Annotated in this window: 27 protein-coding genes; 8 read left to right on the top strand and 19 right to left on the bottom strand. The window is 72.6% G+C overall.

Going from position 1 to position 24,505, the window contains the following annotated elements; all coding sequences use genetic code 11:
• Positions 1 to 281 precede the first annotated feature (281 nt).
• Together MKK60_RS14095 and MKK60_RS14090 are read left to right on the top strand one after the other, a co-directional pair.
• Positions 282 to 1,214, top strand: a complete 933-nt coding sequence (locus MKK60_RS14095) for an AEC family transporter (RefSeq protein WP_243986610.1) — start codon at positions 282 to 284, stop codon at positions 1,212 to 1,214.
• Between the two features lie 126 nt (positions 1,215 to 1,340).
• Positions 1,341 to 3,491, top strand: coding sequence for a TonB-dependent receptor (locus MKK60_RS14090; protein ID WP_243986608.1), 2,151 nt, complete (start codon positions 1,341 to 1,343; stop codon positions 3,489 to 3,491).
• A 21-nt stretch (positions 3,492 to 3,512) separates the two neighbouring features.
• Here MKK60_RS14090 and MKK60_RS14085 read toward each other — a convergent pair whose 3' ends face one another.
• From MKK60_RS14085 to MKK60_RS14075, 3 genes are all read right to left on the bottom strand, one after another.
• Positions 3,513 to 3,686: a metallothionein gene (locus tag MKK60_RS14085; protein ID WP_243986606.1), complete on the bottom strand. Its 174-nt coding sequence runs from the start codon at positions 3,684 to 3,686 to the stop codon at positions 3,513 to 3,515.
• A 159-nt stretch (positions 3,687 to 3,845) separates the two neighbouring features.
• On the bottom strand, positions 3,846 to 4,268 hold the full coding sequence (locus MKK60_RS14080) for a hypothetical protein (protein WP_243935682.1): 423 nt from the start codon (positions 4,266 to 4,268) through the stop codon (positions 3,846 to 3,848).
• Positions 4,269 to 4,393: 125 nt separating this feature from the next.
• The gene (locus MKK60_RS14075; protein ID WP_243935683.1) at positions 4,394 to 4,894 is read right to left on the bottom strand and encodes a peptide deformylase; all 501 of its coding nucleotides are present in this window, start codon (positions 4,892 to 4,894) and stop codon (positions 4,394 to 4,396) included.
• Positions 4,895 to 5,188: 294 nt separating this feature from the next.
• On the opposite strand from MKK60_RS14075, the gene MKK60_RS14070 reads away from it, so the two are divergent.
• Together MKK60_RS14070 and MKK60_RS14065 are read left to right on the top strand one after the other, a co-directional pair.
• Complete coding sequence (locus MKK60_RS14070; RefSeq protein ID WP_147726351.1) at positions 5,189 to 5,602, top strand: EF-hand domain-containing protein; 414 nt, start codon at positions 5,189 to 5,191, stop codon at positions 5,600 to 5,602.
• A gap of 281 nt (positions 5,603 to 5,883) precedes the next feature.
• Complete coding sequence (locus MKK60_RS14065) at positions 5,884 to 6,267, top strand: hypothetical protein (RefSeq protein ID WP_147726352.1); 384 nt, start codon at positions 5,884 to 5,886, stop codon at positions 6,265 to 6,267.
• 13 nt (positions 6,268 to 6,280) lie between these two features.
• On the opposite strand, the gene MKK60_RS14060 is transcribed toward MKK60_RS14065, so the two are convergent.
• Positions 6,281 to 10,651 (bottom strand): translocation/assembly module TamB domain-containing protein, encoded by a 4,371-nt coding sequence (locus tag MKK60_RS14060; protein ID WP_243986603.1) that lies wholly within the window; start codon positions 10,649 to 10,651, stop codon positions 6,281 to 6,283.
• Positions 10,651 to 12,573 (bottom strand): autotransporter assembly complex protein TamA, encoded by a 1,923-nt coding sequence (locus MKK60_RS14055; RefSeq protein ID WP_243986654.1) that lies wholly within the window; start codon positions 12,571 to 12,573, stop codon positions 10,651 to 10,653. The genes MKK60_RS14060 and MKK60_RS14055 overlap by 1 nt, the downstream gene beginning before the upstream one ends.
• Before the next feature lie 565 nt (positions 12,574 to 13,138).
• Here MKK60_RS14055 and MKK60_RS14050 point away from each other — a divergent pair.
• The 3 genes from MKK60_RS14050 to MKK60_RS14040 all read left to right on the top strand — a co-directional run bounded on the left by MKK60_RS14050 (position 13,139) and on the right by MKK60_RS14040 (position 14,479).
• A complete protein-coding gene (locus tag MKK60_RS14050; protein WP_018043862.1) occupies positions 13,139 to 13,348 on the top strand; it encodes a cold-shock protein in 210 nt (69 codons plus the stop codon).
• 311 nt (positions 13,349 to 13,659) lie between these two features.
• Complete coding sequence (locus tag MKK60_RS14045; RefSeq protein ID WP_147727286.1) at positions 13,660 to 14,040, top strand: DUF6481 family protein; 381 nt, start codon at positions 13,660 to 13,662, stop codon at positions 14,038 to 14,040.
• Between the two features lie 127 nt (positions 14,041 to 14,167).
• A complete protein-coding gene (locus MKK60_RS14040) occupies positions 14,168 to 14,479 on the top strand; it encodes a hypothetical protein (protein ID WP_147843413.1) in 312 nt (103 codons plus the stop codon).
• Positions 14,480 to 14,634: 155 nt separating this feature from the next.
• Here the strand turns inward: MKK60_RS14040 and MKK60_RS14035 are convergent, their stop codons facing one another.
• The 8 genes from MKK60_RS14035 to MKK60_RS14000 form a co-directional block, all read right to left on the bottom strand.
• A complete protein-coding gene (locus MKK60_RS14035; protein ID WP_147843412.1) occupies positions 14,635 to 14,844 on the bottom strand; it encodes a hypothetical protein in 210 nt (69 codons plus the stop codon).
• A 177-nt stretch (positions 14,845 to 15,021) separates the two neighbouring features.
• A complete protein-coding gene (locus tag MKK60_RS14030; protein WP_243986594.1) occupies positions 15,022 to 15,696 on the bottom strand; it encodes an HAD family hydrolase in 675 nt (224 codons plus the stop codon).
• Positions 15,697 to 15,700: 4 nt separating this feature from the next.
• The gene (locus MKK60_RS14025) at positions 15,701 to 15,991 is read right to left on the bottom strand and encodes a hypothetical protein (protein WP_147727282.1); all 291 of its coding nucleotides are present in this window, start codon (positions 15,989 to 15,991) and stop codon (positions 15,701 to 15,703) included.
• A 116-nt stretch (positions 15,992 to 16,107) separates the two neighbouring features.
• Complete coding sequence (locus MKK60_RS14020) at positions 16,108 to 17,424, bottom strand: AmpG family muropeptide MFS transporter (protein ID WP_243986592.1); 1,317 nt, start codon at positions 17,422 to 17,424, stop codon at positions 16,108 to 16,110.
• Between the two features lie 196 nt (positions 17,425 to 17,620).
• Complete coding sequence (locus MKK60_RS14015; protein WP_243986590.1) at positions 17,621 to 18,028, bottom strand: DUF2934 domain-containing protein; 408 nt, start codon at positions 18,026 to 18,028, stop codon at positions 17,621 to 17,623.
• A 112-nt stretch (positions 18,029 to 18,140) separates the two neighbouring features.
• On the bottom strand, positions 18,141 to 18,401 hold the full coding sequence (locus MKK60_RS14010; protein WP_147859544.1) for a hypothetical protein: 261 nt from the start codon (positions 18,399 to 18,401) through the stop codon (positions 18,141 to 18,143).
• Positions 18,402 to 18,507: 106 nt separating this feature from the next.
• Entirely contained in the window at positions 18,508 to 18,912 is a 405-nt protein-coding gene (locus MKK60_RS14005; protein WP_147727278.1) for a hypothetical protein, read from the bottom strand.
• Positions 18,909 to 19,358: a hypothetical protein gene (locus tag MKK60_RS14000; protein WP_243933462.1), complete on the bottom strand. Its 450-nt coding sequence runs from the start codon at positions 19,356 to 19,358 to the stop codon at positions 18,909 to 18,911. The genes MKK60_RS14005 and MKK60_RS14000 overlap by 4 nt, the downstream gene beginning before the upstream one ends.
• A gap of 197 nt (positions 19,359 to 19,555) precedes the next feature.
• Between MKK60_RS14000 and MKK60_RS13995 the strand changes: the two genes are divergently transcribed.
• Positions 19,556 to 19,720 carry a hypothetical protein gene (locus tag MKK60_RS13995; RefSeq protein WP_187276682.1) on the top strand — a complete coding sequence of 55 codons (165 nt, stop codon included), beginning with the start codon at positions 19,556 to 19,558 and terminating at the stop codon, positions 19,718 to 19,720.
• Positions 19,721 to 19,735: 15 nt separating this feature from the next.
• Here the strand turns inward: MKK60_RS13995 and MKK60_RS13990 are convergent, their stop codons facing one another.
• The 6 genes from MKK60_RS13990 to MKK60_RS13965 form a co-directional block, all read right to left on the bottom strand.
• Complete coding sequence (locus tag MKK60_RS13990; RefSeq protein ID WP_243986588.1) at positions 19,736 to 21,085, bottom strand: NTP/NDP exchange transporter; 1,350 nt, start codon at positions 21,083 to 21,085, stop codon at positions 19,736 to 19,738.
• Positions 21,086 to 21,163: 78 nt separating this feature from the next.
• Positions 21,164 to 21,904 carry an NADPH-dependent F420 reductase gene (locus MKK60_RS13985; protein ID WP_147727692.1) on the bottom strand — a complete coding sequence of 247 codons (741 nt, stop codon included), beginning with the start codon at positions 21,902 to 21,904 and terminating at the stop codon, positions 21,164 to 21,166.
• On the bottom strand, positions 21,894 to 22,823 hold the full coding sequence (locus MKK60_RS13980; RefSeq protein ID WP_243986586.1) for an aldo/keto reductase: 930 nt from the start codon (positions 22,821 to 22,823) through the stop codon (positions 21,894 to 21,896). The genes MKK60_RS13985 and MKK60_RS13980 overlap by 11 nt, the downstream gene beginning before the upstream one ends.
• Before the next feature lie 111 nt (positions 22,824 to 22,934).
• Positions 22,935 to 23,273, bottom strand: a complete 339-nt coding sequence (locus MKK60_RS13975; RefSeq protein ID WP_147843737.1) for a hypothetical protein — start codon at positions 23,271 to 23,273, stop codon at positions 22,935 to 22,937.
• A gap of 66 nt (positions 23,274 to 23,339) precedes the next feature.
• The gene (locus MKK60_RS13970) at positions 23,340 to 23,786 is read right to left on the bottom strand and encodes a CHRD domain-containing protein (protein WP_243986583.1); all 447 of its coding nucleotides are present in this window, start codon (positions 23,784 to 23,786) and stop codon (positions 23,340 to 23,342) included.
• 114 nt (positions 23,787 to 23,900) lie between these two features.
• On the bottom strand, positions 23,901 to 24,329 hold the full coding sequence (locus tag MKK60_RS13965) for a helix-turn-helix domain-containing protein (RefSeq protein ID WP_147727688.1): 429 nt from the start codon (positions 24,327 to 24,329) through the stop codon (positions 23,901 to 23,903).
• Positions 24,330 to 24,505: the final 176 nt, after the last annotated feature.

The raw sequence follows: 24,505 nt of genomic DNA, 5'->3' as shown, positions 1-24,505 counted from the left end.
CCGGTCTGGCAGACTGAAGGCGCGAAATGTCCGCAACCGTCCGCTGGCGAACGGCCAAATTCTCGATGATGGCGTGGATGTAGCCGTGGGTAGTAGAAAAATTGAAAGAGTTAAGTATGTATAACGGAAGGGGTTATTCTTCTGGTTCGGCGGACATCCGCTTCCGCCAACCGCCCTCCCCCGTATCGATCCACGCGCCCCTCCGGACGGGGCTCGCGCCTTGGTGCGGACGGCCGTCGCGGCTAGGACGCGACGGACCTGTCCCGGACGCGGTTTTCCTGATGTTCTCGACCCTGATGGTCGTGCTGCCGATCTTCGCGCTGATCTTCGCGGGGTGGCTGGTGCGGCGGCTCGACGTGCTCGGCGACGGCGCCACGGCGGAGCTCAACCGCTACGTCGTCTACCTGGCGCTGCCGGCGCTGCTCTTCGACGTGATCGCCCACACCCATGCCGCCGAGATCTGGCAGCCCGGCTTCATCGCGGTGTTCGGCCTGAGCAGCGTGATCGTCTTCGCCGCCACCGTGACGTTCCGCCTGCGCCGGCCGCTGCCGCTCGCGGACGCGGCGATCGACGGCCTCAACGCGGCCTACGCCAACACCGGGTTCATGGGCTTTCCCCTGGCGCTGGTGGCGCTCGGCCCGGCGGCGCTGGCGCCGACCACCATCGCCGCGATCATGACCGTCTGCGTGGTGTTCGTGCTCGCCATCGTCCTGATCGAGATCGGGCTTCAGGCCGAGGGGCGGCGCTCCGACCTGGCCCTGAAGGTCGCCCGCTCGCTCGTGCGCAACCCGCTGCTGATCGCGCCCGCCCTCGGCGCGCTGGTCCCGCTCTCGGGCGCGGCCGTGCCGCTTCCCGCCGAGACCTTCCTGAAGCTGCTCGGCGGCTCGGCCGCCCCGTGCGCGCTCGTCGCGCTCGGCTTGTTCCTCGCCCGCCCGAGGGTGTCGGACGAACGCCCGGTCGCCGCGACCGCCCTGCTCGTCGGGCTCAAGCTCGTGGCGCATCCGCTGCTGGCCTACGGCCTCGCGCGTGCCTTCGGCCTGCCGCCGCTGCTGCTGCACACCGCCGTGCTGATGGCGGCTTTGCCGACCGGGACCGGGCCGTTCATGCTCGCCGAGTTCTACCGGCGCGAGGCCGCCGTGACCTCGAACGTCGTGCTGGTCTCGACGATCGTCTCGATCCTCACCGTCTCGGGCTACCTCGCCGCCATCCGCTGACCGGGGGATACGGCTGTGGCCGCACCGCAACGCCCGGGGCGCGAGCGGCGCCACGGTTCGATTCCTGTCTTGTTATTGTGTTACATCCGCATAATGAAACATTATAACATGATGTGACGAGGCGTGATGCGAAGCGGGCAAGCGAGATTCCGGGCGACGCTGTTGGGACTGAGCCTGAGCCTGAGCCTGAGCCTGAGCCTGCTGCCGGGTGCAGCGCGGGCGCAGGACGCGGTCGCCCTGTCCGAGCTCAGCGTCACCACGGCGAGCCCGATCCAGCCCGGGCCGAAGGCGGCGCCCGAGGCGAGCCTGCCGGCGGGCATCCTGCCGGTGGCCGTCGACACCTTCTCGCCGGTGACGGTGGTGACGCGCGACCAGATCGCCCGCGAGCAGCCGCGCACGCTCGGTGACGCGCTGATGGACCGGCCCGGCATCTCGGCCTCGACCTACGCGCCGGGCGCGGCCAGCCGGCCGATCATCCGCGGCCTCGACAACAGCCGGGTGCGGATCCAGGAGAACGGCGTCGGCATCCAGGACGTCTCGGAGCTCGGCGAGGACCACGGCGTGCCGATCAACCCGCTGGTCTCCGACCGGATCGAGGTGATCCGCGGGCCCGCGACCCTGCGCTACGGCAGCCAGGCGATCGGCGGCGTGGTCTCCTCCGAGAACAACCGCGTGCCGACCTTCATCCCGCCGCGCGGCTATGCCGGCCAGGTCACCACCGGGTATTCCAGCGTCGACAACGGCCGACTCGTGGCCGGCACCGTCGATGCGGGCTCGGAGAACGTCGCGGTCCATGCCGACGGCTTCCGGACCGGCGCCGACAGCTACGACACGCCCGCCGGCATCCAGGCCAACTCCGCCAACCGCTCGCAGGGCGGCGCGGTCGGCATGTCGGTGATCGGCGACCGCGGCTTCGTCGGGATCTCGTACAGCCACTACGACGCGCTCTACCAGATCCCCGGCGGCGAGGCGGCCGAGAGCCGCACGCGCCTGAATCCGAACCAGGACCGGGTGCTGGCGCGCGGCGAAGTTCGGCCGCTCGAGGGACCGTTCGAGGTGATCCGGTTCTGGGCCGGGGGCTCGGTCTACAAGCACCAGGAGATCGGCCTCGGCGAGGACGGCCTCGACGGGGTGCAGGCGACCTTCAAGAACCGCGAGGCCGAGGGCCGCGTCGAGCTGCAGCACGTGCCGGTCTTCACCGCCCTCGGCACGCTGACCGGGGCGCTCGGGCTCCAGGCCGGGCGGCGCGAGATCGGGACCTCGGGCGAGGCCGGCACCCTGCTGGCGCCGACTGATTCCCGCTCGAACGCCGTCTACCTGTTCGAGGAGCTGAACGTCGGCCACGGCCTGCGCTTCCAGGCCGCCGGGCGGATCGAGGGCGACCGCTCCACCGGCACGGCGACGCAGTTCCCGGGGAGCTACCTGCCGGTCGAGGGCGAGGATCCGCTCGCCTTCGGGCGGCGGCGCAAGTTCGCCCCCAAGAGCCTCAGCTTCGGCGCCCTGCAGGACCTGCCCTACGGCTTCGTCGCGAGCCTGAACGGGTCCTACGTCGAGCGCGCGCCCACCGCCTTCGAGCTGTACTCGCGCGGGGCGCACGACGCGACCGCGACCTTCGAGATCGGCGATCCCGACCTCAAGAAGGAGCGGGCGCGCACCGTCGAGGCCAGCATCCGCCGGGCGGAAGGTCCGCTGCGCCTCGACGCGACGGGCTACTACACCCGCTACACCGGCTTCATCTACAAGCGCGAGACCGGCACCCGCTGCGGCGACGACTTCGCCTCCTGCGGCTCCGACGACGCGCTGCAGCAGATCGTCTACTCCCAGCGCAACGCCACCTTCTACGGTGCCGAGATCGGCGCGCAGCTCGACCTGATCCCGGTGGGCGACGGCTGGGCCGGCCTCGAGGCGCAGTACGACTTCGTCCGCGCGCAGTTCGACGACAACACCTACGTGCCGCGGATCCCGCCCCACCGGGTCGGCGGCGGCGCGTTCGTGCGGGCGGACGGCTGGTACGCCCGCGTCTTCCTGCTGCACGCCTTCGCCCACACCGAGGTCGCGCCGCTGGAGACGACGACGCCCGGCTTCGACGACCTGCGCGCCGAGGTGAGCTACACCAAGCCCCTCGACCCGGCGGTCTACGGCGCGAGCGCGGTGACGCTCGGCCTTGCCGGCCGCAACCTGCTCGACGACCGCATCCGCAACTCGGCCTCGTTCAAGAAGGACGAGATCCTGCTCGCCGGGCGCAACGTCCGGATCTTCCTGACCGCGCGGTTCTGACCGGCTCAGGAACCCGCGGCCTCAGCCGTGGCAGGCGCAGCCCGAATGGCCGCAGCCGGCATGGTCCGGGTGGCCGGCGGCGCAGTCCTTGCAGCAGAAGGTCTTGCCCGCGCGCGCGATGCCATGGCCTGGCGCGACCTCGCAGACGCAGTCGGGGCAGGCGCAGGGGACGGTCTCGGAGTCGGTCGGTGCCATCGGTCTCGCGTCCTGATCCGCGCCGCGGAAGGCGGCCGGGACTGGAACGTTACAACCGGCGCGTGCATCCGGTCCAGGACGCGAGCGCAGCCGGGCCCGGTCGCGAACGCGCTCCCGGCGCCGTCCCCGGCATCGCCGCCGCGCGCCCCGGACGGTGCCTCAGCGTCGGCCCCTGTCGGCGGCCGACGGCTTCGGCTGCGACTTGGCCGGCACCGGCAGGTCGACGGTGCCGGTCGCCGTCCACTGGCAGATCGCGGTGCCCTGCAGGGCTAGGCAATCGTACTGCGCGCCGCCGAGGGCGACGTGCTCGGCGAGCGCGGCGATCCGATCCCGCGGAAACGCCGTGCAGCCGAGGTGGTCGGCCCTGACATCGCCCAGGCGTGCGAGCGCGGCGGCCTCGTCGGGCGCTTCCCGCCGCAGGAGACGGTAGTTCGCCAGCGACGGGCACGCGATCACCGGTGCGGAGACCGGCCCCTGCACGGCCGGCGCCGGCTTGGCCGGCCTGCCCGGCGCCTGGGCTTGCACGGGCCGGGATACGGCCAGGGCGGACAGGGACGTGGCGAGCAGGATCGCGAGACGCATGCCTCCTCCTAAGCGCAGGCCGGCATCGGGCCAAGCCTCTGTCCCGGCGTCAAGCCTCCGTGATCGAGCGGGCGTGGCCGGCACGGCGCGGCCCAAGGCCGGATGGCCTCGAGACGGGATCGCGCTCACGGTTGCGCCCGCAGCTTGGCGAAGCGCTTCACCGCCCGCTCCCGGCGCAGGCGCGAGAGGCGGGCGATCCAGAAGATGCCGTCAAGCTGGTCGATCTCGTGCTGGAGGCAGGCGGCCCGAAACCCCTCGGCCGCCTCCTCCTGCGCGACGCCGTCGAGATCCTGGAACCGCACCCGGATCGTGGCCGCCCGCTCGACCGGCTCGGACACGCCCGGCATCGAGACGCTGCCCTCCCGCGCCGTGACGCGCTCGGGCGAGCGGTCGACGATCTCGGGGTTGACGTAGACCATGGCTGGCCCGCCCGGCTCCGGGCGCAGCACGACGAGGCGCCGCCGCACGCCGAGATGCGCCGCGGTCAACCCGGCGGCCGCGGCCGAATCGAGGGTCTCCGTCACGTCCCGGGCGAGGTCGCCGAGATCGGCATCGAAGGCCGTCACGGGGTCGGACGGCACGTCCAGCCGCGGGTCGGGATAGAAGATCAGCGGACGGGCTGCCATCGGATCGGGGTCTCGCGCTGGAGGGTGGGGCGGGCGGCACGCCGGCCCCCGCGTCGGCCGTTCGGGGCGCACCGTGCGTCGGGACGATGGCGATGCGGCGAGCCTTCGCAACGACGCGGACGATGGCGCGTTGGGCTCGCGCCCGCGCCCGCAGGGATGTCGCGCCGGGCTCGCCCCGCCTTCGGCGTGGGACGCGCCATGGGCAACCTCAGCGATCGATCGAGAGAAATCGCTTGTGCAGTGCAATCGTCACGCGTAGGAAGTTCGCGCAACACATTTCGGGATAATTCGGCAATGACCCTTCGTCTTTCCAGCACCTTCGCCGCTCTCGTCCTGGCCTCGGCCACCATGACCGCCCCCGTCGCCTTCGCCAAGCCGATGACCGGCGCCCAGGCGGTCAAGATGATCGACACCGACAACGACGGCACCGTCGACATGAAGGAGATCGAGGCGACCGCCTCCGCGACCTTCGATCGCCTCGAGAAGGATGCCGACGGCACTCTCGACAAGAAGGAGCTGAAGGGCCGCCTGAGCGCCGCCGGCCTGAAGAAGGCCGACCCGGACAACGACGGCACGATCGACAAGAAGGAATACCTCGCCGCCGTCGCCGACCGCTTCCAGGCCGCCGACCCGGACAACGACGGCACGCTCGACGCCAAGGAGCTGAAGTCCCCCGCCGGCAAGGCCCTGCTGATGCTGATCAAGTGACCCTCGGGCGCGACCCTGCGGGGTCGCGTCGGATGTGCCACCTGCGAGCCGCCCCGGAAACGGGCGCGGCTCGTTTTCGTTCGGACGCTTCCTGACGCACGTCCGGTTCCGCTTCCCGTCCTGCACCCGCCTCCACCGGACCCTTGCACCGGCCCCTTGGCACCGGCCCCTTGGCACCGGACCCTTGCGGCCGACCGTGCGACGTCGCGCGACATGCGAATCCTGTTGACGCATCTCAACCATAGGATGCAAGCTTGCTCCGTCGTGGGGGCAATATCAGTATGAGCATCGATCACCCGAAGGTCGCGGACCAGCCTTCCCTCGTCGCGGAGATGCGCGAGATCATCGAGGAGACCCGCAAGACGATCGAGGCGTCGCAGGGGATCCTCGACCGCTGCACGGCTCACGTCGCCGAGGCTCACAGTGCGGAGGCTCGGGCCGCCGAGGGGACGTCCGGCGATCCGTTCCGTCAACTGGCCGACGCGGCCAGCGAGACCGTCAGCCTGCTCGAAGGCATCGCCGACGGCCTGATCGTCGCCTACGAGTACGCCAAGCTCGACAACGATCCGCCGACGCTCGCCCTGATCGAGAGGGCGATGCTGCATGTCGGCCGGCGCCTCGCCCAGGCCGTCGGCCCGAAGCAGGCCGGCCTCGCGCGCCACTGAGCGCGTCGCGCGCTCAGTACTCCCATTCCGCGCCGACGCCGACGCTGGTGCGGCCGTCGCTGCCGGCCTCGCCCTGGATCTTCACCCGGCGCGTCACGTCGTAGTCGATGGTCGCGCCCGTGTCGGCCGGCTTGGCGCCGGCCTTGATGCCGACGCTGAGCCGATCGCTGAGGTAGCGCGAGGCGCCGAGCGCCGGGCCGCCGCTGGTCCCGGTCGAGACGTCGAGGCTGTCGAGCCCGAGGCCCTTGCGCGCCGCCTCGAACACGTCGACGCCCCCTGCCCCGCCCGAGAGCTGCGACACGGCCTGCGCCAGCTGCAGCGCCTGGAACGGCGACAGGCTGCCCGACGCCTTCTTGAACAGCAGCCGCGACAGCACCTCGTCCTGCGGCAGGCTCGGGTCCGAGGAGATCGCGAAGACCGGGCTGTCGGCCGGCCCCGAGACCGCGATGCGGGCGGTGATGTCGGTGGCCTTGGTCTCGGCGACGAAGTCGAGGTCGGGGGCCGCGATGGCGCCGCCGAAGGTCACGCGGCCGCGGGTGAAGTCGAGGCGCTGCCCGATCACCGCGAGACGCCCGCGCCGAAGCTCGAACGCGCCGTTCGCGTTCGGGTCGCGCGAGGTGCCGGTGACGCGCAAGCTCCCGCCGAGCTCGGCGTCGATGCCGCGCCCGCGCACGAAGATGCGGTTCGGAGCGCTCACCGCGACGTCGAGGGTGGCGTCGAACGGCACGGCGGGCTTGCCGCGCGCACCGCGTCTTCCCACGGCCGCCACCTGCGCCCCGCGCAGGGCCTTGGCGTCGAGCCGGGCGCGGATGTCGGGCGGGGTGTTGACCCGGCGGATGCCCGGCAGCGGCTGCACCGTCGCGGGCAGCCGGTCGGGCACCGACACGTCGATCGAGACCACGTCGACGCGGCCGGCGATCCGCGGCGTGCGCGACAGCGGGCCGGAGAGCGCGAGGTTCAGGCTCGCCACCGCCGTCATCAGTGGGCTCGAGATCAGCTCGGCGCGCTCGCCCGCGATGCGGATCGTGCCCGGGAACCCGGCCTGGGGCTCGAGCGCCACGCGGCCGTCGGCGCGCAGCGTCCCGCCGTTGCGGGTCGCCAGGGTGAGGCGTTCCAGCACGACCGCGTCGCCGCGCCCCGTGGCGCGGCCCTCGATGTTGGTCAGCCGGATGCCGTTGAGCGGGTCGGTGAAGCTGCCGCCCGAGAGCGTCGCGCTGCCCTCCGCCCGCGGTGCGGCGAGCGTGCCCGTCACCCCCGCACCGATCGCCACCCGCCCGCCGACCCGCTGGCCGCCGACGCTGAGCAGGCTGTTGGCCAGCGCCGCGTCGAGCGTTCCCCGCGCCTTCACCGCGAGGCTGCCGCCGGCCGCCGCCGGCAGCGAGCCGGACAGGGTCATCGCGACGCCGGGCCCCGCGGTGATGCGGCCGTCGAGCCCGATCCGGCCGTCGCCGAGGTCGCCCGACGTCCGGGCCTCGATCGGCGGCAGGCCGGCCTTGCGCGTTTCCGGCGTGACGAGGCGGGCGACGGTGAGGGCGTAGTGCCCCTGCGGCCGATCCGTCGGCCCCCGGATCGCGGCCTCGCCGTCCAGGGTGCCGCTCAGCGCCAGGCCGGGCGCGGCGATGCGCGCGAGCGCCAGCGGCAGGGCGCGGATGCCGATCGTCAGGTCGTTGTCGCGCCCGGCCTTGCCCGCGACGGTGACGCGGCCGCCGCCCGCGGCGATCGTCAGGTTAGCGATCCGCGCGCCGCCGCCTTCGAGGGTCACCGTCGCAGGGCCCGCGAGCGCCAGCCGGTCGGCGCCCCGCGCGGCGGAGACGCGCAGCAGGTCGATCCGGGTGGCCGCGTCCGAGCCGTGGCCCGGCACGAGGCGGGCGGCGCCGTCGAGGTCGAAGCCGCGGGCGCGCGCCTTGAGCACGAGATCGGTCGCCGCCGGGGAGCCCGCCGCCGTCAGGCGCACCGTGTCGAGGATCTGGTCGGCGGCGACGATGCGGTCGGCCTCGGCCCGCCCGTTGATCCGCGGCGCCCCGAGAAGGTCCTGTCCCGTCAGGTCCGCGTCGAGCCGGGCGAGGCCGATCGCGCCGGCCTGCAGGCGCGCGCCGGTCGCGCGGATCGTCGCGTCCTGCCGGCCGCTCGCGCGGGACAGCGCGATGTCGGCGTCGAGGTGGCCGGCGAGCCGCGTCAGCGCCAGCGGCGTGAGGTCGTCGAGGTCGGCCGCCTTGAGCCGGACCGCGCCCTCCGTCAGCCGGGTCGCGGCGTCGAGCGCGGCGCTGCCGTCGAGGGTCACCGAGCCGAGTCCGAGCCCGAGCCGGTCGAGGCGCCAGTCGGCCCCCGAGCGCGCGAGGTGGGCCCCTCCCTGCAGCGGCTTGCCGCCGACGGTGCCGCCGAGGGCGACCGTGCCGTCGAGCGCGCCGGTCAGGTCCTTGAGGGTCGCCTCGACCTTCAGGCCCCGCACGGGGCGGCCCATGGCGCTGGCCTCGGACGCGCTGACGAGGGCGAACAGGTCGGGATGCTCGAGGGTCCCCGAGAGCCGCCCGGACAGCCCGGCTCGCCCGGCGAGCGCGTCGTCCAGGGCGGACAGGTCCTTCAGGTCGACGTCGAGCTTGGCGTCGGCGACCCGGGCGGTGGCGCGGCCGTCGAGGCGCGCGACGACGGCCGCGCCCTCGAGCTTCGCGCCGTCGAAGGCGTAGCCGTCGTAGACCTGGGACAGGCGCCCGGTGACGCGTGGAGCCGCCCCGAGCAGCCCGTCGAGCGCCGGTCGCCCGAGGGACAGCGCCTCGGTGCGGACATCCACCTCCGCGGTCACGGCCTTCCGCGCCGGATCGCCGCCGAGCTTGGCCGTGCCCGACAGCCTTCCGGCGAGCGGCCGGCCCGCGAGGTCGGAGAAGGCCGAAAGGTCTGACAGCGCGGCCTCGACCGTGCCGGTGAGCGTGTTGCGCCCGACGCGGCCGGCATAGTCCGCCCGCATCGTCGGCGCCTCGACGTGCAGGCGCGAGACCGAAACCGCGTTGTCGGGCTCCAGGGTCCCGCGGAAGTCGAAGGCGGCGCGTGCGCCGAGCGCCCGCCGCAGGGCGGGGTCGGGCAGCGTCAGCCCCTCGACCCGGGCGTCGGCGCTGAGGTCGAAGCGGTCGGCCGCGGCGGGCTCGGCCGCGAGCCGGGCTTCGACGAGGTCCAGGGCGCTGTCCCGGGTGCGCAGGCCGGCGGCCTTCAGGCTGCCCGCCACGTGCGGCCGGGCGAGCGGGCCTTTCAGGCTGCCGTCGAACACCAGGGTCTTGAGCTCGCTGTCGGCGGCCCGGGTCACCCCGCCCTCGGTCGGCACGGCGCGGGCCTGGAGGGTGAAGTCGGCGTTCCGCGCCGCGTCCAGGGTGCCGCGCGCGTCGAGGCGGGCGGTCCGCGAGGTCAGCTCGAGCCGGTCGATCCTGAGCGCGCCGCCATCGGAAAACCCGAGGGCGCCGTCGAGCTTGGTCGTGCCGGAGAACACCGCCGCGGCCGGGCCGGGAAGCAGGCCCTCGATGCGCGCGGCGAGGTCGAGGGCGAGGCGCCGCTCGGTCCCGACCCGCGAGATCCGGGCGCCGCCCTGGGCGCCGATGGTCTCGCCGGCGGAGAAGTCGAGGCGGGCGTTCCAGGCGTCCAGCGTCCCGCGGCCGTCGAGGTCGAGGTCGACAGGCGGGGCGCCGGGCATGTTCAGGCCCCTGGAGAGCAGGCCGCCGGCCGGCTCGGTCAGGGTCGCCTTCAGCTCCAGGCGCTCGCCCTGCGGCACGAACAGCAGCTTGAGGCCGAACCGGCCGCCGGCATCCTGGCGCTGCACCGCCGCGTCGAGGTCGAGCCCTTCGGACGGCGCGCCGAGCTTCGCCCGGCCCTTGGCCGAGAGCCGCGCCGGCTGCCCGGCGAGCCCTTCGCCGAGGACGAGCTCGGCGAGCGAGAAGTCCTTGATCTCGACCTTGACCGGCAGGTCCGGCAGCAGGGTGCCGTCGGGCTCCGGCGTCGCGGCGACGGCGGAGGGCACCGGGCGCCGCAGCACGTCGAGCCGGCCGACCTCGAGGGTGTCGACCTCGAGCCGGCCGGACAGCAGCGCGAGGCGGCGCCAGACGATGCGCGCCCGGTCGAGCTTCAGCCAGACCCCGTCGCGGTCGCTGATCGCCACGTCGCGGATCGTGGCGTCCGACGAGAGGGCGCCGTCGACCGCGCCGATGGCGACGCGCGACGACGGGGTGGAGAGCGCGCGCGACAGCAGCCCGCCGAGCACGGTCTTCTCGGCCTCGTCGGCGGCCTGGGTGACGGCCGCGGGCGCGGCGAGGCCGAGGACGAGCAGGATCGCGACGGCGACGCGGATCCCTCCCCCCCCTGCGGGGGGAGGGAGAACGCGCGCGAACCGATCCCGAATCCCCATCAGAACGACTGCCCGAGGCTGATGTAGAGGGCGACCGGGCGCTCGTGGTTGCCCTTGATCCGGTCGAGGGGGAATGCGACGTCGACGCGGATCGGGCCGATGCCGGTGTAGTAGCGAAGCCCGAGGCCCACCGCGGTGCGGATGCGCTCGTCGAAGTCGGGGAGCGAGCCGGCGAACGCCGTGCCCGCGTCGAAGAACGGCACCACGCCGATCGTGTCGGTGACCTTGATCCGGGCCTCGAACGAGGCTTCCAGCAGGCTTCGGCCGCCGACCGGCAGGTTGAACGGCCCGCGCGGGCCGAGCGTGCGATAGGGGAAGCCGCGCACCGAGCCGCCGCCGCCGGCGAAGAAGCGGATGTTGGCCGGGATGTCCTCCAGGCTCGCGCCGGAGATCGAGCCGAAGCCGAGGCGGCCGGCGAGGATGTACCGCGCGTCCTCGTCCAGGGCGTAGTAGGTCGAGCCCTGCGCCTTGGCGACGAAGATCGACGGATCGGAGCCGAGGAAGCCGGCATAGGGCGTCGCCGAGGCCGTCAGCCGGACGCCCCTGGTCGGGTCCAGCAGGTTGTCGGTCGAATCGTAGGACACCGAGACCGGGATGCCGACCAGGCGGTAATCGACCTTGCCGAGCGCGTCCTGGGCGCGGCCCGCCTGCCCCTCGACGCCGACCTGCGCGTAGAACGTGTCCGAGAAGCGGTGGCGGACGCCGAGCGTCCCGCCGGCGGCGTCCGCGACGTAGCTCTGCTGCGCCTCGCGACCCGCGAACAGGTTGGCGATCAGGTCGTTGCGGGTGCCCCACAGGGCCGGCTTCACGAAGGTGGCCGACAACCGCCCGCCGAGCCCGTTCGACTCGATGCCGGCGAGCTTGCGCTGCGTGGCGTAGAGATCGTTGCCCAGGTAGAACAGGTCGGCGTCGAGCCGGATCGTCTCGCCGCCGCCGAACAGGTTGCGGTTGGCGTAGGTCGCGCGGATGCCGGGGCCGTCGACGGTGGAGTAGCGGGCCGAGACGCCGATCAGGTTGCGGTCGCGCTCGGTCACGTCGACGAAGATCGGCAGGTTGCCCTGCGCATCCTGCGCCTCGCCCTCGCGCACCCGCACCGAGCCGAGGCCCTCGACCTTCACCAGCGCCCGGCGCATGTCGGTGAGCGCCTTCGGCGAGTACGGGTCGCCCGGCTCCGCGTCGATGAAGGAGCGCACCACCGCCGGGTCGATGTCCTTCGTGCCGCGGACCGTGACCGCGCCGAGGCCGGCCTGCGGGCCGGGATCGACGGTGAAGGTCACGTCCATGACGTGGGCGGCGTCGTCCACGACGGGATCGCGCGACACCACCTTGGCGAAGGGGTGGCCGCGCTCGCGGAAGCGGTCGACGATCTTCGCCTCGCGGGCGAGCACGAGGCTGGAGCGCGCCGGCGTCTCGTCGTCGACGCGGGTGAAGCGCTTCGGCAGCACCTCCTCGGGGAAGGCGGCGCCTTGCGGGTCGCGCACGGTGACGGTGCGCAGGGTGTAGAGCGGCCCGGCATCGACCGCGATGCGGACCGGGACCAAGGCGCGGGCGCGCTCGGCATCCGCCGCCCGCGCGGCGGCGATCAGCGAGGCCTCGCCGCCGAGCACCACCTCCTCGATCCGGACGGTGACACGGCCCGCGTAGTAGCCGTAGCCGGAGAGCGCGTCGGGCAGGCGCCGCAGGTCGGCCTCGGCGCGGCGCACCAGCCCTTCCCCGTCCGGCGGCGGCTCGCGGCGCAGGCGGTGGAGGGTCGAGGTGTCCTCCAGCGTCTTCTCCAGGTCGGAATCGTCGGTGCCCTGGATCTTCAGCGCGTAGGGCAGCGCGGTGGCGCTCGGCGCCAGGGGCTCCTCCTCGGAGCCGAACAACCCGAACAGGTCGAAGGCCGCGGCCGGCGAGGCGGCCAGGGACAGGCCGGCGGCCATGACGGCGCCGGCGAAGGCGCCGTTGCGGCCGCGCGGGACGGTGGTGGCGCGATCCGGGTTCCGTCGCGTCACGCGCAGGGGCCGGCCGTCCGCTGCACGTCCGCGGCGTGCGGAAATTCCGTCGCGCTCATCTCGAAGTCCCCCCTCGTCGCGATGCCGATCATGCCGGAGCAGGCCTTAAGGAAGGTCGCTGCCGGTGGTCCCCCGCCCGAGCCGGATCCGAGGTGATCGGGCGCCGGACCCTCCGTCCGGACCCCATCGCGCACCGGGCCGAACCTAGACGGCCGGGCCGGCTGCGGCAACCTTCGGCGGCCTTCGCAGGGGGCGGCGCCGGGACTGTCGGCCGGACTCTTGTCAGACGGCAGGCCGCGACCTAACTCCAGCGTGCGTCGATGCTTGCCGGCCGCCGCCGGGTTGCTCCGCCCGCTGTCCCTTTAGCCACTTGCAAGGGCGTCGCTTCGACTGACATTCCATCTCGACATCCAACCTGCTTCGCCCACCCCCGCGCGTGGACAGCCGCTCGGGCCGGCAGGCTCAACACATCGATACGACGGAGGTAGGCGCCATGAGCACGGGCACCGTGAAATGGTTCAACGAGACCAAGGGTTACGGCTTCATCCAGCCGGATGACGGTGGCAAGGACGTGTTCGTCCACATCTCCGCCGTCGAGCGCGCCGGCATGCGCAACCTGATCGAGGGCCAGAAGCTCTCCTACGAGATCGAGAACGACCGGCGCACCGGCAAGCAGTCGGCCGGAAACCTCCAGGCGGCCTGATCCGCGACAGCGACGCCTCCGGACGGAGCGGTCCGGGGGCGTCGATCGTCCCGCTGCGGCATATCCGCATCTGTCCCTGGATTTGCGACGGCGCGACGACGATTGTCACCCATCGCGGCGATTTCCGAATGCAGCTCAGGTTGCACGCCGCCCATCCGTCGGTCATTGGCTTTTTCGATTCGCCGCGAGGCGGAATCAGGCTTGCCGAATCCGATTTGCTGAAGGGCCCGTTCCCCCGGCCCCGTCCCGCGGATTGATCCGTCGCGGACGCTCCCGAAACCCGAAGTGAGACACCGTACGAGAAAGGTCAGATGAGCGCATTCGACTATCGTAATTTCGACGACCGCCGCCAGAATTCCGCAGCCGCCAAGGCTGCCCTGCTCGCCAAGTTCAAGGCGCGCCCCCCGGCCGACGACCCCGAGATGATCGCCAAGGCCAAGGCCCGGGCCGAACTCGTCCAGGCCCGCGAGACCCGTCTCCGCGAGCGCGAAGCCGCCCGCATCGCTGCCGAGAAGCAGGCCGCGGAAGAGAAGCGCGCCCGCGAGGAGGCCGAGCTCGCCGCCCAGATCGCCCGCGAGGCCGCCGAGGCCGCGGCGTTGCAGGAGCGCAAGGCCGCCGAGCTCGCCGCGAAGAAGGAACTCCGCGACGCCCGCTATGCCGCCCGCAAGGCCAAGGTGAAGACCAAGCGCTGACGCGGACGCCGCGTCGCATCGGCCGCCAGACAGCGCCGTCCGCCCGCCGCGGACGGCGTTGCCGTTTCTTCCGGACCTTCGCGCCTCGCGCGGCCGTCCCGCCTGTTCGCAGACCGCCGAGGGAAACATGATCGAGCGGCATTTCCGACGGCGTGCGTGCCGGGCCGGCATCGGGCTGGCCGCGATGCTCGTCACCCCCGCGCTCGCGCAGCCGGACGATCGGGTCGCGGCCTGCGATACCCTCGTGTCGCTCCGCCTCCTTACGACCGCCGCCCCCGACCGCGCCGCCGCCCTCGCCCAGGCCGGCACCCGGCCCGGCTGCAAGGCGATCCGGCGCGCCGACGTCGGCGCGGTCGAGCACCGCGCGATGATCGGCGGCGCGCCGTTCGAATGCCTTGCGGTGAAGGGCGAGCCGGCCTGCCTCTGGGTTCAGCCTTGAGGAGCTGAAGTCAGGACGACGGCCTGCGGGTCGGTCGATGCGTCGCGCCGAGATGCGGGGAGGCGCCGGCAGCCGTCCTGCTCCGGCTCACCCCGGCGGCGGGCGCATCGCCGGGACCGTCGTCGACGCCGGGCCCCCATCGGGGCGGGTCGGCCTCAGGCGCTGAGCGGCGCGCCGATGCGGGCACGCAGCTGAAGCCGCAGGTTCTCGTTGGCGTTGCCCTCGGCGTCGAGGGCCGACATCAGGCGCAGGAGCTGGCTGATCGGCGTGGCGCGGCTCTGGACCGCCTCCGCGATCCGCTCGTGGAGAGGCCTGTCGCTGCAGGGATTCCAGGTCTGTACGCTGGTCTCGGCCGTCTGACGCATGATCCGCCCCGTCCTTAGAAGGATCCCAGGAAGTTCCGGCGGGGTGGCTACGCCTTTCGCGCCACCCGCGCCAGTCTTATCCTGCGTTGTCCGTAGCCGGCGCGAGACCGCGTCGCATCCGGGCCACACGCATGCCAGGATTGCGGGGACAATTGCGGGCGCGCACCGGATTCGACGTCAGATCGTCTTGCGCTTTGCCAGCGGCGAGGATTCGAAATCTTCGAGCAGGTGCTGCGGGCTGCGATAGATCGCGATGCAGCCGGCCGCCTTCAGGTCAGTTTCGGGGAACCCGCCGCACAGCAGGCCGACGGTGGCGAGCCCGGCCTTGCCGGCGGCCTGCGCATCGTAGGGCGTGTCGCCCAGGACCACGATCTCGGCGGGGTCGATGCCTTCGAGCCGCTTCAGCGCCGCCTCGAAGATGTCGGGATGGGGCTTCGAGCGCTCGGCGTCGTCCGAGCTCGTCGCCGCGTCGACGAGGTCCGCGATGCCGAGCACGTCCTGGTAGTGCTCGACCTCGCTGCGCTTGCCCGAGGAGGCCAGCGCGATCGTCGTGCCGTCGGCGCGGATCCGCTCGAACAGGGCGCGCACGCCCGGGAACGGCTTCACCCGGTCGCGGTAGGCGCGCTTGAACAGGTCGGAGCGGTAGGCCTCGATCGCCTCGCCCTGGTCGCGCAGCTGCGCCTCCGACAGGAAGACCGGCATCAGCTCGTCGCCGCCCTTGCCGATCTGGCTGCGGACCTTGGCGACGTCGGTCTCGACGCCGAAGTGGCGGAAGGCCTCGACCCAGGCCTCCGCGTGAAGGTCGACGCTGTCGAGCAGCGTCCCGTCGATGTCGAAGATCGCGGCTTTCATCGGCTCAGCGCGGGATCGGGACGAGGCGCAGGCCGTCGTCGGGCAGCAGGTTGCGCGTGGGGCCGCCGGTCTGCTGGCCGCGGCCCTGCTGGTAATAGGGCAGCTCCGGCCGCCGGTCGTTGTCGCCGCCGGAATCGTAGGCCCAGGCCGGCTGCCAGGGCGCGCGGCCGCCGACGGTGATCGGCACGGTCTCGCCGAGCGGGCCAGCCGGCGCGCGGTCGCGATAGACCTGCGCCTGCGCGGCGGCCGGGACGGCGAGCAGGGCGAGCAGAAGGCCGGCTGTGCGGAGCGTCATCGGGTCCTCGTGTCGGACAGGGCGGCGCGCGGGGCGCGCGCGTATCCTGGCCGGTGCAGGGTTCTCGTCGGACAACGGCACAGCTTCGCCGCCGTTCCACGGCCCTCGTCGCGGACTCACGCGGCCGGCGCCTCCGTCCGCGGATGGACGTGCCAGACATAGGCGCACAGGAGCGCCACCGGCACGCCGATCAGCGCCGTGCCGACGAAGAACCAGGCGAAGCCGACATCGGCGATGATGAAGCCGGAGGCGCCGGCCAGCAGGCTGCCGGGGAGCGCGCACAGCGAGGTCAGCAGCGCGTACTGGCTGGCGGCGTGCTCGCTCGCGGCCAGCGACGACATGTAGGTGATCAGCACGATCGAGGCGAAGGCGTAGGCGAAGCTGTCGACGCTGACGGCGATCGCGAAGGTCCAGAACGCCGCTCCCCCGTCACCGCCGTGGATCGCGAGGTAGGCGAGCGCGAGGTGCGAGGCCGAGCCGAACACGGTGCCTGCGACGAGGCTCGCGAGGATCCCGATCCGCGGCACGACGAAGCTCGCTAGGAACGTGCCGGCCAGCGCGACGCCGAAGCCGAACAGCTTGGTCACCGTGGCGATGTCGGTGTTGGAGTAGTGCAGGCTCTTGAACAGCGGCATCGCCATCGCGCTCGACACGTAGCCGGGCATGCGGAAGCCCGCGACCATCACGAGGATCGGCACCGCCATCGGCCCGAGCCGCGTCACCAGCTCGCGGATCGGCGCGACCACGGTCTCGACGAAGCCGGCGCGCTCGTGCGTCGCGGGCCGGGCGGGCTCCGGCTCGGGGGCGATCAGGGCCGCGATCATCCCGGGCGCCATCAGCACGGCCATGCACAGGTAGGCGGCGCGCCAGCCGTAGGCGTCGGCGAGGTAGAGCGCCCCGGCGCCCGCCGCGAGGTTACCGACCCGCCAGCCGACCTCGGCGAAGGACGACATCAGCGCCTGCCGCTCGGGCGCCGCCGCGGTGATGCGCCAGCCGTCGATCACCACGTCCTGCGTCGCGCCGGCGAATCCCAGCGCCAGCGAGAACACCACCGTCCAGGCGAGGAAGTCGGCCGGGTCGCCGAAGGCGATGCCGGCGAGCGTCAGCGCCACGCCGAGCTGCGTCGCCACGATCCAGCCGCGCCGCCGCCCGAGCCAGCGCCCGAGGATCGGGGCGTCGTAGCGGTCGAGGAACGGCGCCCAGAGGAACTTGAACTTGTAGGCCAGCGTCAGCTCGCTCAGCAGCCCGAGGATGCCGATCGGCACCTTCGCCTCCGACAGCCACGCCGACTGCGTGACGTAGACCAGCAGGAACGGAAGCCCGGAGCTGAAGCCGAGCCCGAGCATCGCCACGATGCGGCGATCCGCGAGGTGGGTCAGGACCGACGGCTTGGCGGATGCGGGCGCGTCGGCCCCGCTCACGGCGTCTGGCATGCGAACCACAACCCCTGGCTTACGGAGATTCGGGGATCCGTCCCTCGCGCCTGCAGGATCGGCGTATCCCGCATCCGGGGCCATCCGGGAAGGGGGCATCCGGGAAGGGGCCGAGCGGGTCCTCGAAACGGCAAGAGCCCGCCCCTCGGTCGAGGGGCGGGCTCTTGCGGTCGAGTTTCGAGGCCTCGGCGGCGGCTCAGTGCAGGCTGGCGCCGGTCGAGGCGCGGGCGGCTTTCGGCTTGGCGGCGAGGCTGGCGGCCGCGAGCGCCTTCGGAGCCTTGGGGGCCGCGATCTTGGACGCCGCGGCCTTCGGGGCCGGCTTGGCGGCAGCGGTCTTGCCGGCAGCGGTCTTGGCGGCAGGCTTTGCGGCGGCCTCGGCGGGCTTCGCAATGGCCTTGGCGCGGCTGGCGCGGGGCTTCAGGGTCTTGGCCGGGCTCGGGGCGAGGCTGGTCTCGGCGACGGCCTCGATCGTCAGGATCGGCGCGGGCGCGGCGATCTCGGCTTCGGCGCGCAGCCAGTGGGCGTCCGCCCGGCCGTGGATGCGGCCTTCGTCCTCCCAGATGTAGTAGGCGCGCTCGCGCACCCGGTGCTCGATCAGGTCCATGTCTCGTCTCCCGTTGCTGTCCCGGGGAAACGATGAAAGCCGGTGGTTAAGGCAGGGTTAACGGGTGTTGCGGTGCGAAGCCGGCGCGCATCCGTGCGCCAGCGCGGGGTCGTCAGCGCTTCGACAGGCGGAGCGCGTTCGCCCGGACCTTGCGCCGGTAGCCGGCGATGACCTTGGCGGTCGAGGCGCCGGACGCCATCATCAGCGCGGCTTCGCCCGCCGCCACGACCTTCTCGGTGACCATGCGCTGCGCCTCGGCCTGGCCGACGGCCCCGCCCGCCGAGAGCATCATCAGCCGCATGCCGATCACCTGCTGCGATTCGAACGCCAGCATCGTGGCGTCCATCCCGAGCTTGAACCAAGAACCGTACATGCGTTGACACTCCAGGCGAGGCGCGCGCGACGAGCGGCACCGGCGCGCCACGGGCTCCCTCCGCGCGGCACCGGTGCCGTATCCGGGCCGACGAGAAAGAGGGGCTTCAGTCGAAGCTGCGGCCCTTGGCGGCCGAGCCGCCAAGGCTGATCTTCTTGGCAGGCCCGCCAAGGCTGACCTTCTTCGGCTTGGGCGCGCCGGCCTCGACCACCGGGACGGGCGCGGGCGCGGGCTTGAGATGCGCCTGCCCGTGGATCACCGATCCGACCTCGCCGGCGACCCGGATCAGATCCTCGCGCTCGCAGGCGCGGGCCACCTTCAGGCCGAGCTGGTGCATGTGGCTCTTGCCGTAGAGGTAGGCGGCGAGCTGCGCCCGCTTCAGCGGCGCGATGCCGGCGACGATCTCGGGGAAGTCGTACTCGTCGGCCCGGTAGACCTCGCCGAGCAGTTCCAGGGAGACCGGGCAGGCGGCATCGGGCTCGGCGCCGCTGGTCGGATGGGCTTGGGTCATGGATCACCTCGGGTCGATGTCGGGTCCGCGGCGGGGCCGGCGGCCGCGTCGGGGGAAGGTTCGGCCGGAGCGAGCGCGGCGCGCGCGCTCTCCGGCGGGGTGGCGGGCCGCGGCCGGTCCGGCCGCAGGGGCGTCGGCGCCGGCGGCCGTCCGAGGCAGCCGGTGCAGACCGAGGCGATCGCGATGTTCGCGCGGACGGTGCTGCGCTCCCACACCGCCTCGCGCGCCGCCCGCGCCGCCGCGATCTCCGGATCGACCCCGCCGGAGCCGATCGCGGGCGGAGGCGCATCCGAGGGGCGGATGCGCAGGAAGAGCGGTTCCTGCGCCGAGGCGGGCCCGATCGCAAGGGGACCGATCGCAAGGGGCCCGATCATAAGGGGCAGGCTCACGAAGGCGAGCGCCGGGGCGAGCCACAGGACGGGCCGCGAATCGGACCAGCAGGTCATGCCTTCGAGACCTCCCCTAGGCCGGTCGCGTCCGACGCTCCATCGAAGCGCCAGGGTTAACGTCGGCTTAACGGTTGCGGTGCCGGACAGATCCCGTCCCGGGGCGGCGGCTGTGCGGCGGGGATGCGGCGTCGGCGCATTAACCTTTCGTTAACCGTCGGGCGCTCAGCCTGAGGCAGGATTCGGAGGGCTGTTGCATGGCGATCCTCGGGTTTGTCGAATGGCTCGGCCAGGGCGTCGCCGCGGCGCTCGCCGGATGCGCGGCGATCGGCGTCGCGGGCCTCGTCGGCCGGGCGCTCGGCGACCGCCACGCGGGCGCGCCCGTCCTGCGGCCGGTCCGGGTGCGCGCCCGCCGCCGCTGAGCCGCCGGCCGGTCCTCAGATCCCGTCGGCGTAGCCGGGGGCTTCGGCCGCCCGCGCGGCGCGGTGGCGCCGCTCCTGCGCCCGCCCGAGCCATAGGCTGTTGACGAGCCAGGCCGCCGAGAGCGGCACCGCCACCACCGAGGCCGCCGCCGCGCCGAACCCGAGCGCCCCGAGGCCGGCATAGGACCACGCGCCGGCCTGGTCGCCCAGGCGGTAGACCACCGTGTCGATGAAGCTCTTGGCCTTGTAGAGGTCCTCCCGCGGCACCACCGTGAACAGCACCTCGCGGATCGGCCGGCTGATCGCGAAGTTGCCCGCCCGCCGCAGCACCTGGAAGCCGACGATGGCGGCGATGGACGGCGCCAGCGCCAGCAGCCCGAAGCCGAGGATGCTCAGCGCGGGCAGGATCGCCAGGGTGAGCCCGACGCCGATCCGGCGCACGATCCGCCCGGTGAGGAAGAACTGCACCCCCAGCGTCAGCACGTTCACCGCCAGGTCGACGCCGGCGAAGAACGCCGTCTGCGCCGCCCGGTCGGGGAAGCTCGCCTTGGCGATCGCCGCCTGCTGGAAATACAGGTAGGTCGAGGTCACCGAGAACAGCAGCAGGAACAGCGAGATGTTCAGGAGGTAGGGCGAGGCGAACGTCCGGGTGACGCCGGCGAACACGCTGCCGCCGATCACCTGTCCCGTCCCCTGCTCCGGCCCGCCGGACGGCGCCTGCCGCAGCCGTTCCGACAGGCGGGCGAGCCCGCGCATGCTGAACACGGCGCATTCGAGCAGCGCGACCGCGCCGAGCATCAGGCCCCAGGTCGGCACGGTCTTGGCGAGCAGCGCGGTCGTCGCCGAGCCGGCGATCGCCCCGAGCGTCGCGCCGGCCGCGATGAAGCCGAACAGGCGCTTGCCCTGGCTCGTCGAGAACACGTCGACGATGGTCGCCCAGAAGATCGACACCACGAACAAGTTGAAGATCGAGAGCCAGACGAAGAACACCCGCCCGATCCACACGTCCCAGTCCGGCGGGGCGAGGTAGAGCGCCAGCGCGAACAAAAGGATGTTGGCGCCGAAGAACCGGTAGGTCAGCGGCACGAAGCGCGCGCGCGGCATGCGCTTGACCAGCCAGGCGAAGGGCAGGTTCAGCGCCAGCATCCCGACCAGCGTCGCCGTGAACAGCCAGGGCAGGTTCTCGATGCCGCCGGCCACGCCCATCTGGTCGCGGATCGGCCGCAGCACGTAGTAGGCGGCCAGGATCGAGAAGATGTAGGCCCAGGACCAGGCCAGGGCCGGCCCCTCTCCGGGCCGGACGCCGATCAGGCGCGCGAGGGCGTTCGAAGGCGCGGCCTCGCTCGGCGGCGTTGCGTGATTCATCGGGTCAACTTGTTGCAAGGACCGGCTCCGACGCGCCCTCCCCCGCAGAGGGGAGAGGGAGTTGCCCGGTGGCCATCGTCACGGCGTCAGCCCGAGGGTCTTGCGCAGCTCCGGCGCGGTCTTCTCGTGGCCGAAGCCCGGCGAGCCCATGGCGAACTTGCTCGCATCCTTCAGGCCGCCGACCACCACCGGGTCGAAGCCGGCATCGTGCACGAGGCCCTCGGCGACCTTGAGGGCGCTGGCGTCGTCGCCGGCGATCGGGATCGCCATGCGGCCGCCGGCCCGGTCGGCCCCGCCGTTGGCGCCCTCCTTGGCGAAGACCTTGTAGTTGGCGGCGTTGAACGCCCGGACGAGCCTGGCGCCGGGGAAGTACTTCTCCGAGGTGGCGCCGATGCCGTTGGCCTGGACCTCGTCGTAGAGCTCGCCGTCGCGCGCCTTGGTGGCGTTGCCGGCATCGAGCACGACCTTGCCCTTGAGCGCGGCGGCGTAGGATGTCGAGAGCTCCGGATAGGCCTTGTACGGCACCGCCACGAGCACCGCGTCGCCGAAGGCGATCGCCTCCTCGGGCGTGCCGGCCTTGGCCTTGCTCCCGAGGGCCTCGATCAGGGCCTTCAGGGTCTCGGGATGGCGGGAGGAGAACATCACCTCGTGCCCGTCCTTGACCCAGAGGCTCCCGATCGTGCCGCCGATGTTGCCCGAGCCGATCACGCCGATCCGGATTTTCTTGGATGCTTCCTGCGCCATCGCCGGAAACGCGAGGCATGCGAGGCCGGCGATGAGCGCGGCACGACGGGAAAGTCCCAAAAGGTCAGAGCGCATCGATGAAGGCCTCCATCCGTTTCCGCTCGGCCGCGTCGGGCAGGCGCCCGCGGGCTGCGGCGAGGTTGTCCTCGACGTAGGCGACCTTCGCCATGCCGGGGATCGGGCAGGTCACGGCCGGGTGGCCGAGGACGTATTTCAGGAAGAATTGCGGCCAGGTCTCGCAGCCGAAGCCCTTGGCGAAGTCCGGCACCGCCTTGCCCTGGACCGCCTTGAACAGGCGGTCGCGCCCGAACGGCACGTTGACCATCACCGCCTGCCCCCGGTCGACGGCGAGCGGCAGGATGCGCTCGGCGGCCTCGCGGTTGTCGATCGCGTAGTTGACCTGGATCGCGTCGAGGGTCTCGCCGCGCATCACCCGCTCCAGCCCGTCGAACTGCCCGTCGCGCCAGACCGTGACGCCGAGGTAGCGGATCCGCTTCTCGGCCTTGAGGTCGCGCAGCACCGCGAGGTTCTCGGTCGCGTCGATCAGGTTGTGCACGGCCAGCAGATCGATCCGCGCGACCTTCATCCGCGCCAGCGAGCGCTCGAACTCGGCGCGCGTCGCCTCGCGGCCGGTGGTGTCCACCTTGCTCGCCAGGAACACCTTCTCGCGCAGGGCCCCGTCCGGGAGGATGAGGCCGAGCACGTCCTCTGCCGTGCCGTAGCTCGGGGCGGTGTCGATCACCGATCCGCCGAGCGCCACGAAGCGCTCCACCGCCGCCCGCAGCGGCGCGACGGCGTCCGGCGTCGGCGCGACCTCGTAGCGGCGCGAGGTGCCGATGCCGACCACCGGCAGCAGCTCGCCCGTCGACGGGATCGGCCGGCGGATCAGCGCCTCCTCCGCCGCGAGGGTTTGGGCCAAGGGCATCAGCCCGGCGGCGGCGATCAGCGCGCGGCGGGACAGGCCGCTGGGGGCGGGAAAGGCTGCGAGAGGCATCGCGGAAGGCTCCGTGGCGCAAGGCGTGCCGGGACTCAACTAGGGCAACCGTGAGTAAGCGCCCGCCTTTTCTCGATTGTGACTCCGCGAGCCGTTCGGGCGGCTCTGCGATCAATCCTCTTCCGGCGGATCCTCGAACTCCGCGCCCTCCGTGTCGGGGGCGATGCGGAACCGGTACTCGTCGATGGCGAGGAACGCCCGGTGCACCGCCTGCGGGTCGAGGCCGTCGCGCACCACCAGGGTCTGGAAGTCGATGAACAGGCGGGCGATGCGCGCCTCCCCCGTCAGGGCTTGGAGGGCCGAGGAGCCGGCCCCGCCGCGCATCAGGAAGCGCTTGGCCGCGCCCTCCGTGTCGGGGAGGGGCAGCACCGCGACCTGGCCGGCGGTGTCCGGGCGCAGCTCCGCCCAGCGCGCCGGCGTCCAGGCGATGATGGCGTCCGATTGCTTCACCGACCGAGCCTCCGCATGCCGTCCCCCGGCGAGCGGCCTACAGAAAGCGCGCGGCCCGGAAAAGGCCTACGGCGCGCGCGCCACCTGCCCGCGGATCTCGCCCTTCGGGTTCGCGGCGGTGTGGAGGTTGACGTAGATCTTGCCCGCGACGAGGTCGGCCGCCTTGGCGTCGTCGATCGTGGCCGAGCCCTCGAACGGGCTGGCGGCGGCGGTCACCGGGATCAGCACGCCGGCATTGGCGCCGGCCTCGGCCGGACCGTGGAAATGCGCGGCCGTCACGGGCCCGGTCAGCCCATTGTAGCTGCCCTTCCAGGTCAGCGTCTTGCTCGCCGGATCGTAGGTCGCCGAGATCTCGCCGGTGCCCTTGCTGTCGTTGGCGGGCACTTCCGAGCTTGCCTTCAGCGCAGCCCGGTACGCCAGGCCTTCGGCTGCCGACGCCCCGGAGACGGTCGCGGACAGCGCGATGGCGGACAGCGCCAATGCGGCGAAGCCGCCGCGGACGGTGCGGATCATCGGATCCTCCCTTTCGGCAAGCCGGCGTGGCTCGCATCCGGGAAGATAGGCGCATCGGAGCGCCCGGCGATCACGTTGTCGCGTGCGGCCGGCGCCGTGGCGTCGGCCCGCGTGTCAGGCGATGTCGGAAGCGGACGCGTCGGGCGTGCTGGCGCGGGCGATCCGGGCGGCGGACTTCACCATCGCCAGGACGTCGCGGCGCATCTGCAGGTCGGCGATCGCGGCGTAGGCCTTCAGCAGCTCCGCGGCGCCGGCGATGCCGAGGAAGGGCAGGCTCGTGCCGTCCTCGAAGCTGCGGGCCTCGCCGGGCTCGCTCTCGAAGAAGGTCGAGACCGGGACGCCGAGATGGTCGGCGATCGTCTGCAGGCGGCCGGCGCCGACGCGGTTGCGGCCCTTCTCGTACTTCTGGACCTGCTGGAAGCTCACCCCCAGCGCCTGGCCCAGGGCGGTCTGGCTAATCCCGCGGGCGGCCCGAAGCACCGCGATGCGGTTGCCGACGGTGTGGTCGGCATCGGTCGGCTTCTTCTGTTCCGCGGTCGTCATGGGGCTGGCCTCACAGGGTTCGTGCTGTCGGGCGGGATGCCCGGATGTGCGGTGTAACCGGCGCTCTCGGAATACAATCAAGAGGAGCACTGTAATCGTGGTATCAATCTATACCTTTCCAACGGTGCAGCCACGCTTTTTTCGAATGGCCGGTATCCCGCACGGCAGGGGTCAAC

Origin of the sequence: Methylobacterium sp. J-092 (genome assembly GCF_022829325.1) — a bacterium.
GTDB lineage: Bacteria > Pseudomonadota > Alphaproteobacteria > Rhizobiales > Beijerinckiaceae > Methylobacterium.
This window is presented reverse-complemented; position numbering and strand designations above follow the sequence as displayed.

Bases quoted from the DNA above. Each gene is read 5' to 3' on its own strand.
- MKK60_RS14095 (WP_243986610.1), top strand. From the start codon at position 282: ATGTTCTCGACCCTGATGGTCGTGCTGCCGATCTTCGCGCTGATCTTC.
- MKK60_RS14090 (WP_243986608.1), top strand. From the start codon at position 1,341: ATGCGAAGCGGGCAAGCGAGATTCCGGGCGACGCTGTTGGGACTGAGC.
- MKK60_RS14085 (WP_243986606.1), bottom strand. From the start codon at position 3,686: ATGGCACCGACCGACTCCGAGACCGTCCCCTGCGCCTGCCCCGACTGC.
- MKK60_RS14080 (WP_243935682.1), bottom strand. From the start codon at position 4,268: ATGCGTCTCGCGATCCTGCTCGCCACGTCCCTGTCCGCCCTGGCCGTA.
- MKK60_RS14075 (WP_243935683.1), bottom strand. From the start codon at position 4,894: ATGGCAGCCCGTCCGCTGATCTTCTATCCCGACCCGCGGCTGGACGTG.
- MKK60_RS14070 (WP_147726351.1), top strand. From the start codon at position 5,189: ATGACCCTTCGTCTTTCCAGCACCTTCGCCGCTCTCGTCCTGGCCTCG.
- MKK60_RS14065 (WP_147726352.1), top strand. From the start codon at position 5,884: ATGAGCATCGATCACCCGAAGGTCGCGGACCAGCCTTCCCTCGTCGCG.
- MKK60_RS14060 (WP_243986603.1), bottom strand. From the start codon at position 10,651: ATGGGGATTCGGGATCGGTTCGCGCGCGTTCTCCCTCCCCCCGCAGGG.
- MKK60_RS14055 (WP_243986654.1), bottom strand. From the start codon at position 12,573: ATGGCCGCCGGCCTGTCCCTGGCCGCCTCGCCGGCCGCGGCCTTCGAC.
- MKK60_RS14050 (WP_018043862.1), top strand. From the start codon at position 13,139: ATGAGCACGGGCACCGTGAAATGGTTCAACGAGACCAAGGGTTACGGC.
- MKK60_RS14045 (WP_147727286.1), top strand. From the start codon at position 13,660: ATGAGCGCATTCGACTATCGTAATTTCGACGACCGCCGCCAGAATTCC.
- MKK60_RS14040 (WP_147843413.1), top strand. From the start codon at position 14,168: ATGATCGAGCGGCATTTCCGACGGCGTGCGTGCCGGGCCGGCATCGGG.
- MKK60_RS14035 (WP_147843412.1), bottom strand. From the start codon at position 14,844: ATGCGTCAGACGGCCGAGACCAGCGTACAGACCTGGAATCCCTGCAGC.
- MKK60_RS14030 (WP_243986594.1), bottom strand. From the start codon at position 15,696: ATGAAAGCCGCGATCTTCGACATCGACGGGACGCTGCTCGACAGCGTC.
- MKK60_RS14025 (WP_147727282.1), bottom strand. From the start codon at position 15,991: ATGACGCTCCGCACAGCCGGCCTTCTGCTCGCCCTGCTCGCCGTCCCG.
- MKK60_RS14020 (WP_243986592.1), bottom strand. From the start codon at position 17,424: ATGCCAGACGCCGTGAGCGGGGCCGACGCGCCCGCATCCGCCAAGCCG.
- MKK60_RS14015 (WP_243986590.1), bottom strand. From the start codon at position 18,028: ATGGACCTGATCGAGCACCGGGTGCGCGAGCGCGCCTACTACATCTGG.
- MKK60_RS14010 (WP_147859544.1), bottom strand. From the start codon at position 18,401: ATGTACGGTTCTTGGTTCAAGCTCGGGATGGACGCCACGATGCTGGCG.
- MKK60_RS14005 (WP_147727278.1), bottom strand. From the start codon at position 18,912: ATGACCCAAGCCCATCCGACCAGCGGCGCCGAGCCCGATGCCGCCTGC.
- MKK60_RS14000 (WP_243933462.1), bottom strand. From the start codon at position 19,358: ATGACCTGCTGGTCCGATTCGCGGCCCGTCCTGTGGCTCGCCCCGGCG.
- MKK60_RS13995 (WP_187276682.1), top strand. From the start codon at position 19,556: ATGGCGATCCTCGGGTTTGTCGAATGGCTCGGCCAGGGCGTCGCCGCG.
- MKK60_RS13990 (WP_243986588.1), bottom strand. From the start codon at position 21,085: ATGAATCACGCAACGCCGCCGAGCGAGGCCGCGCCTTCGAACGCCCTC.
- MKK60_RS13985 (WP_147727692.1), bottom strand. From the start codon at position 21,904: ATGCGCTCTGACCTTTTGGGACTTTCCCGTCGTGCCGCGCTCATCGCC.
- MKK60_RS13980 (WP_243986586.1), bottom strand. From the start codon at position 22,823: ATGCCTCTCGCAGCCTTTCCCGCCCCCAGCGGCCTGTCCCGCCGCGCG.
- MKK60_RS13970 (WP_243986583.1), bottom strand. From the start codon at position 23,786: ATGATCCGCACCGTCCGCGGCGGCTTCGCCGCATTGGCGCTGTCCGCC.
- MKK60_RS13965 (WP_147727688.1), bottom strand. From the start codon at position 24,329: ATGACGACCGCGGAACAGAAGAAGCCGACCGATGCCGACCACACCGTC.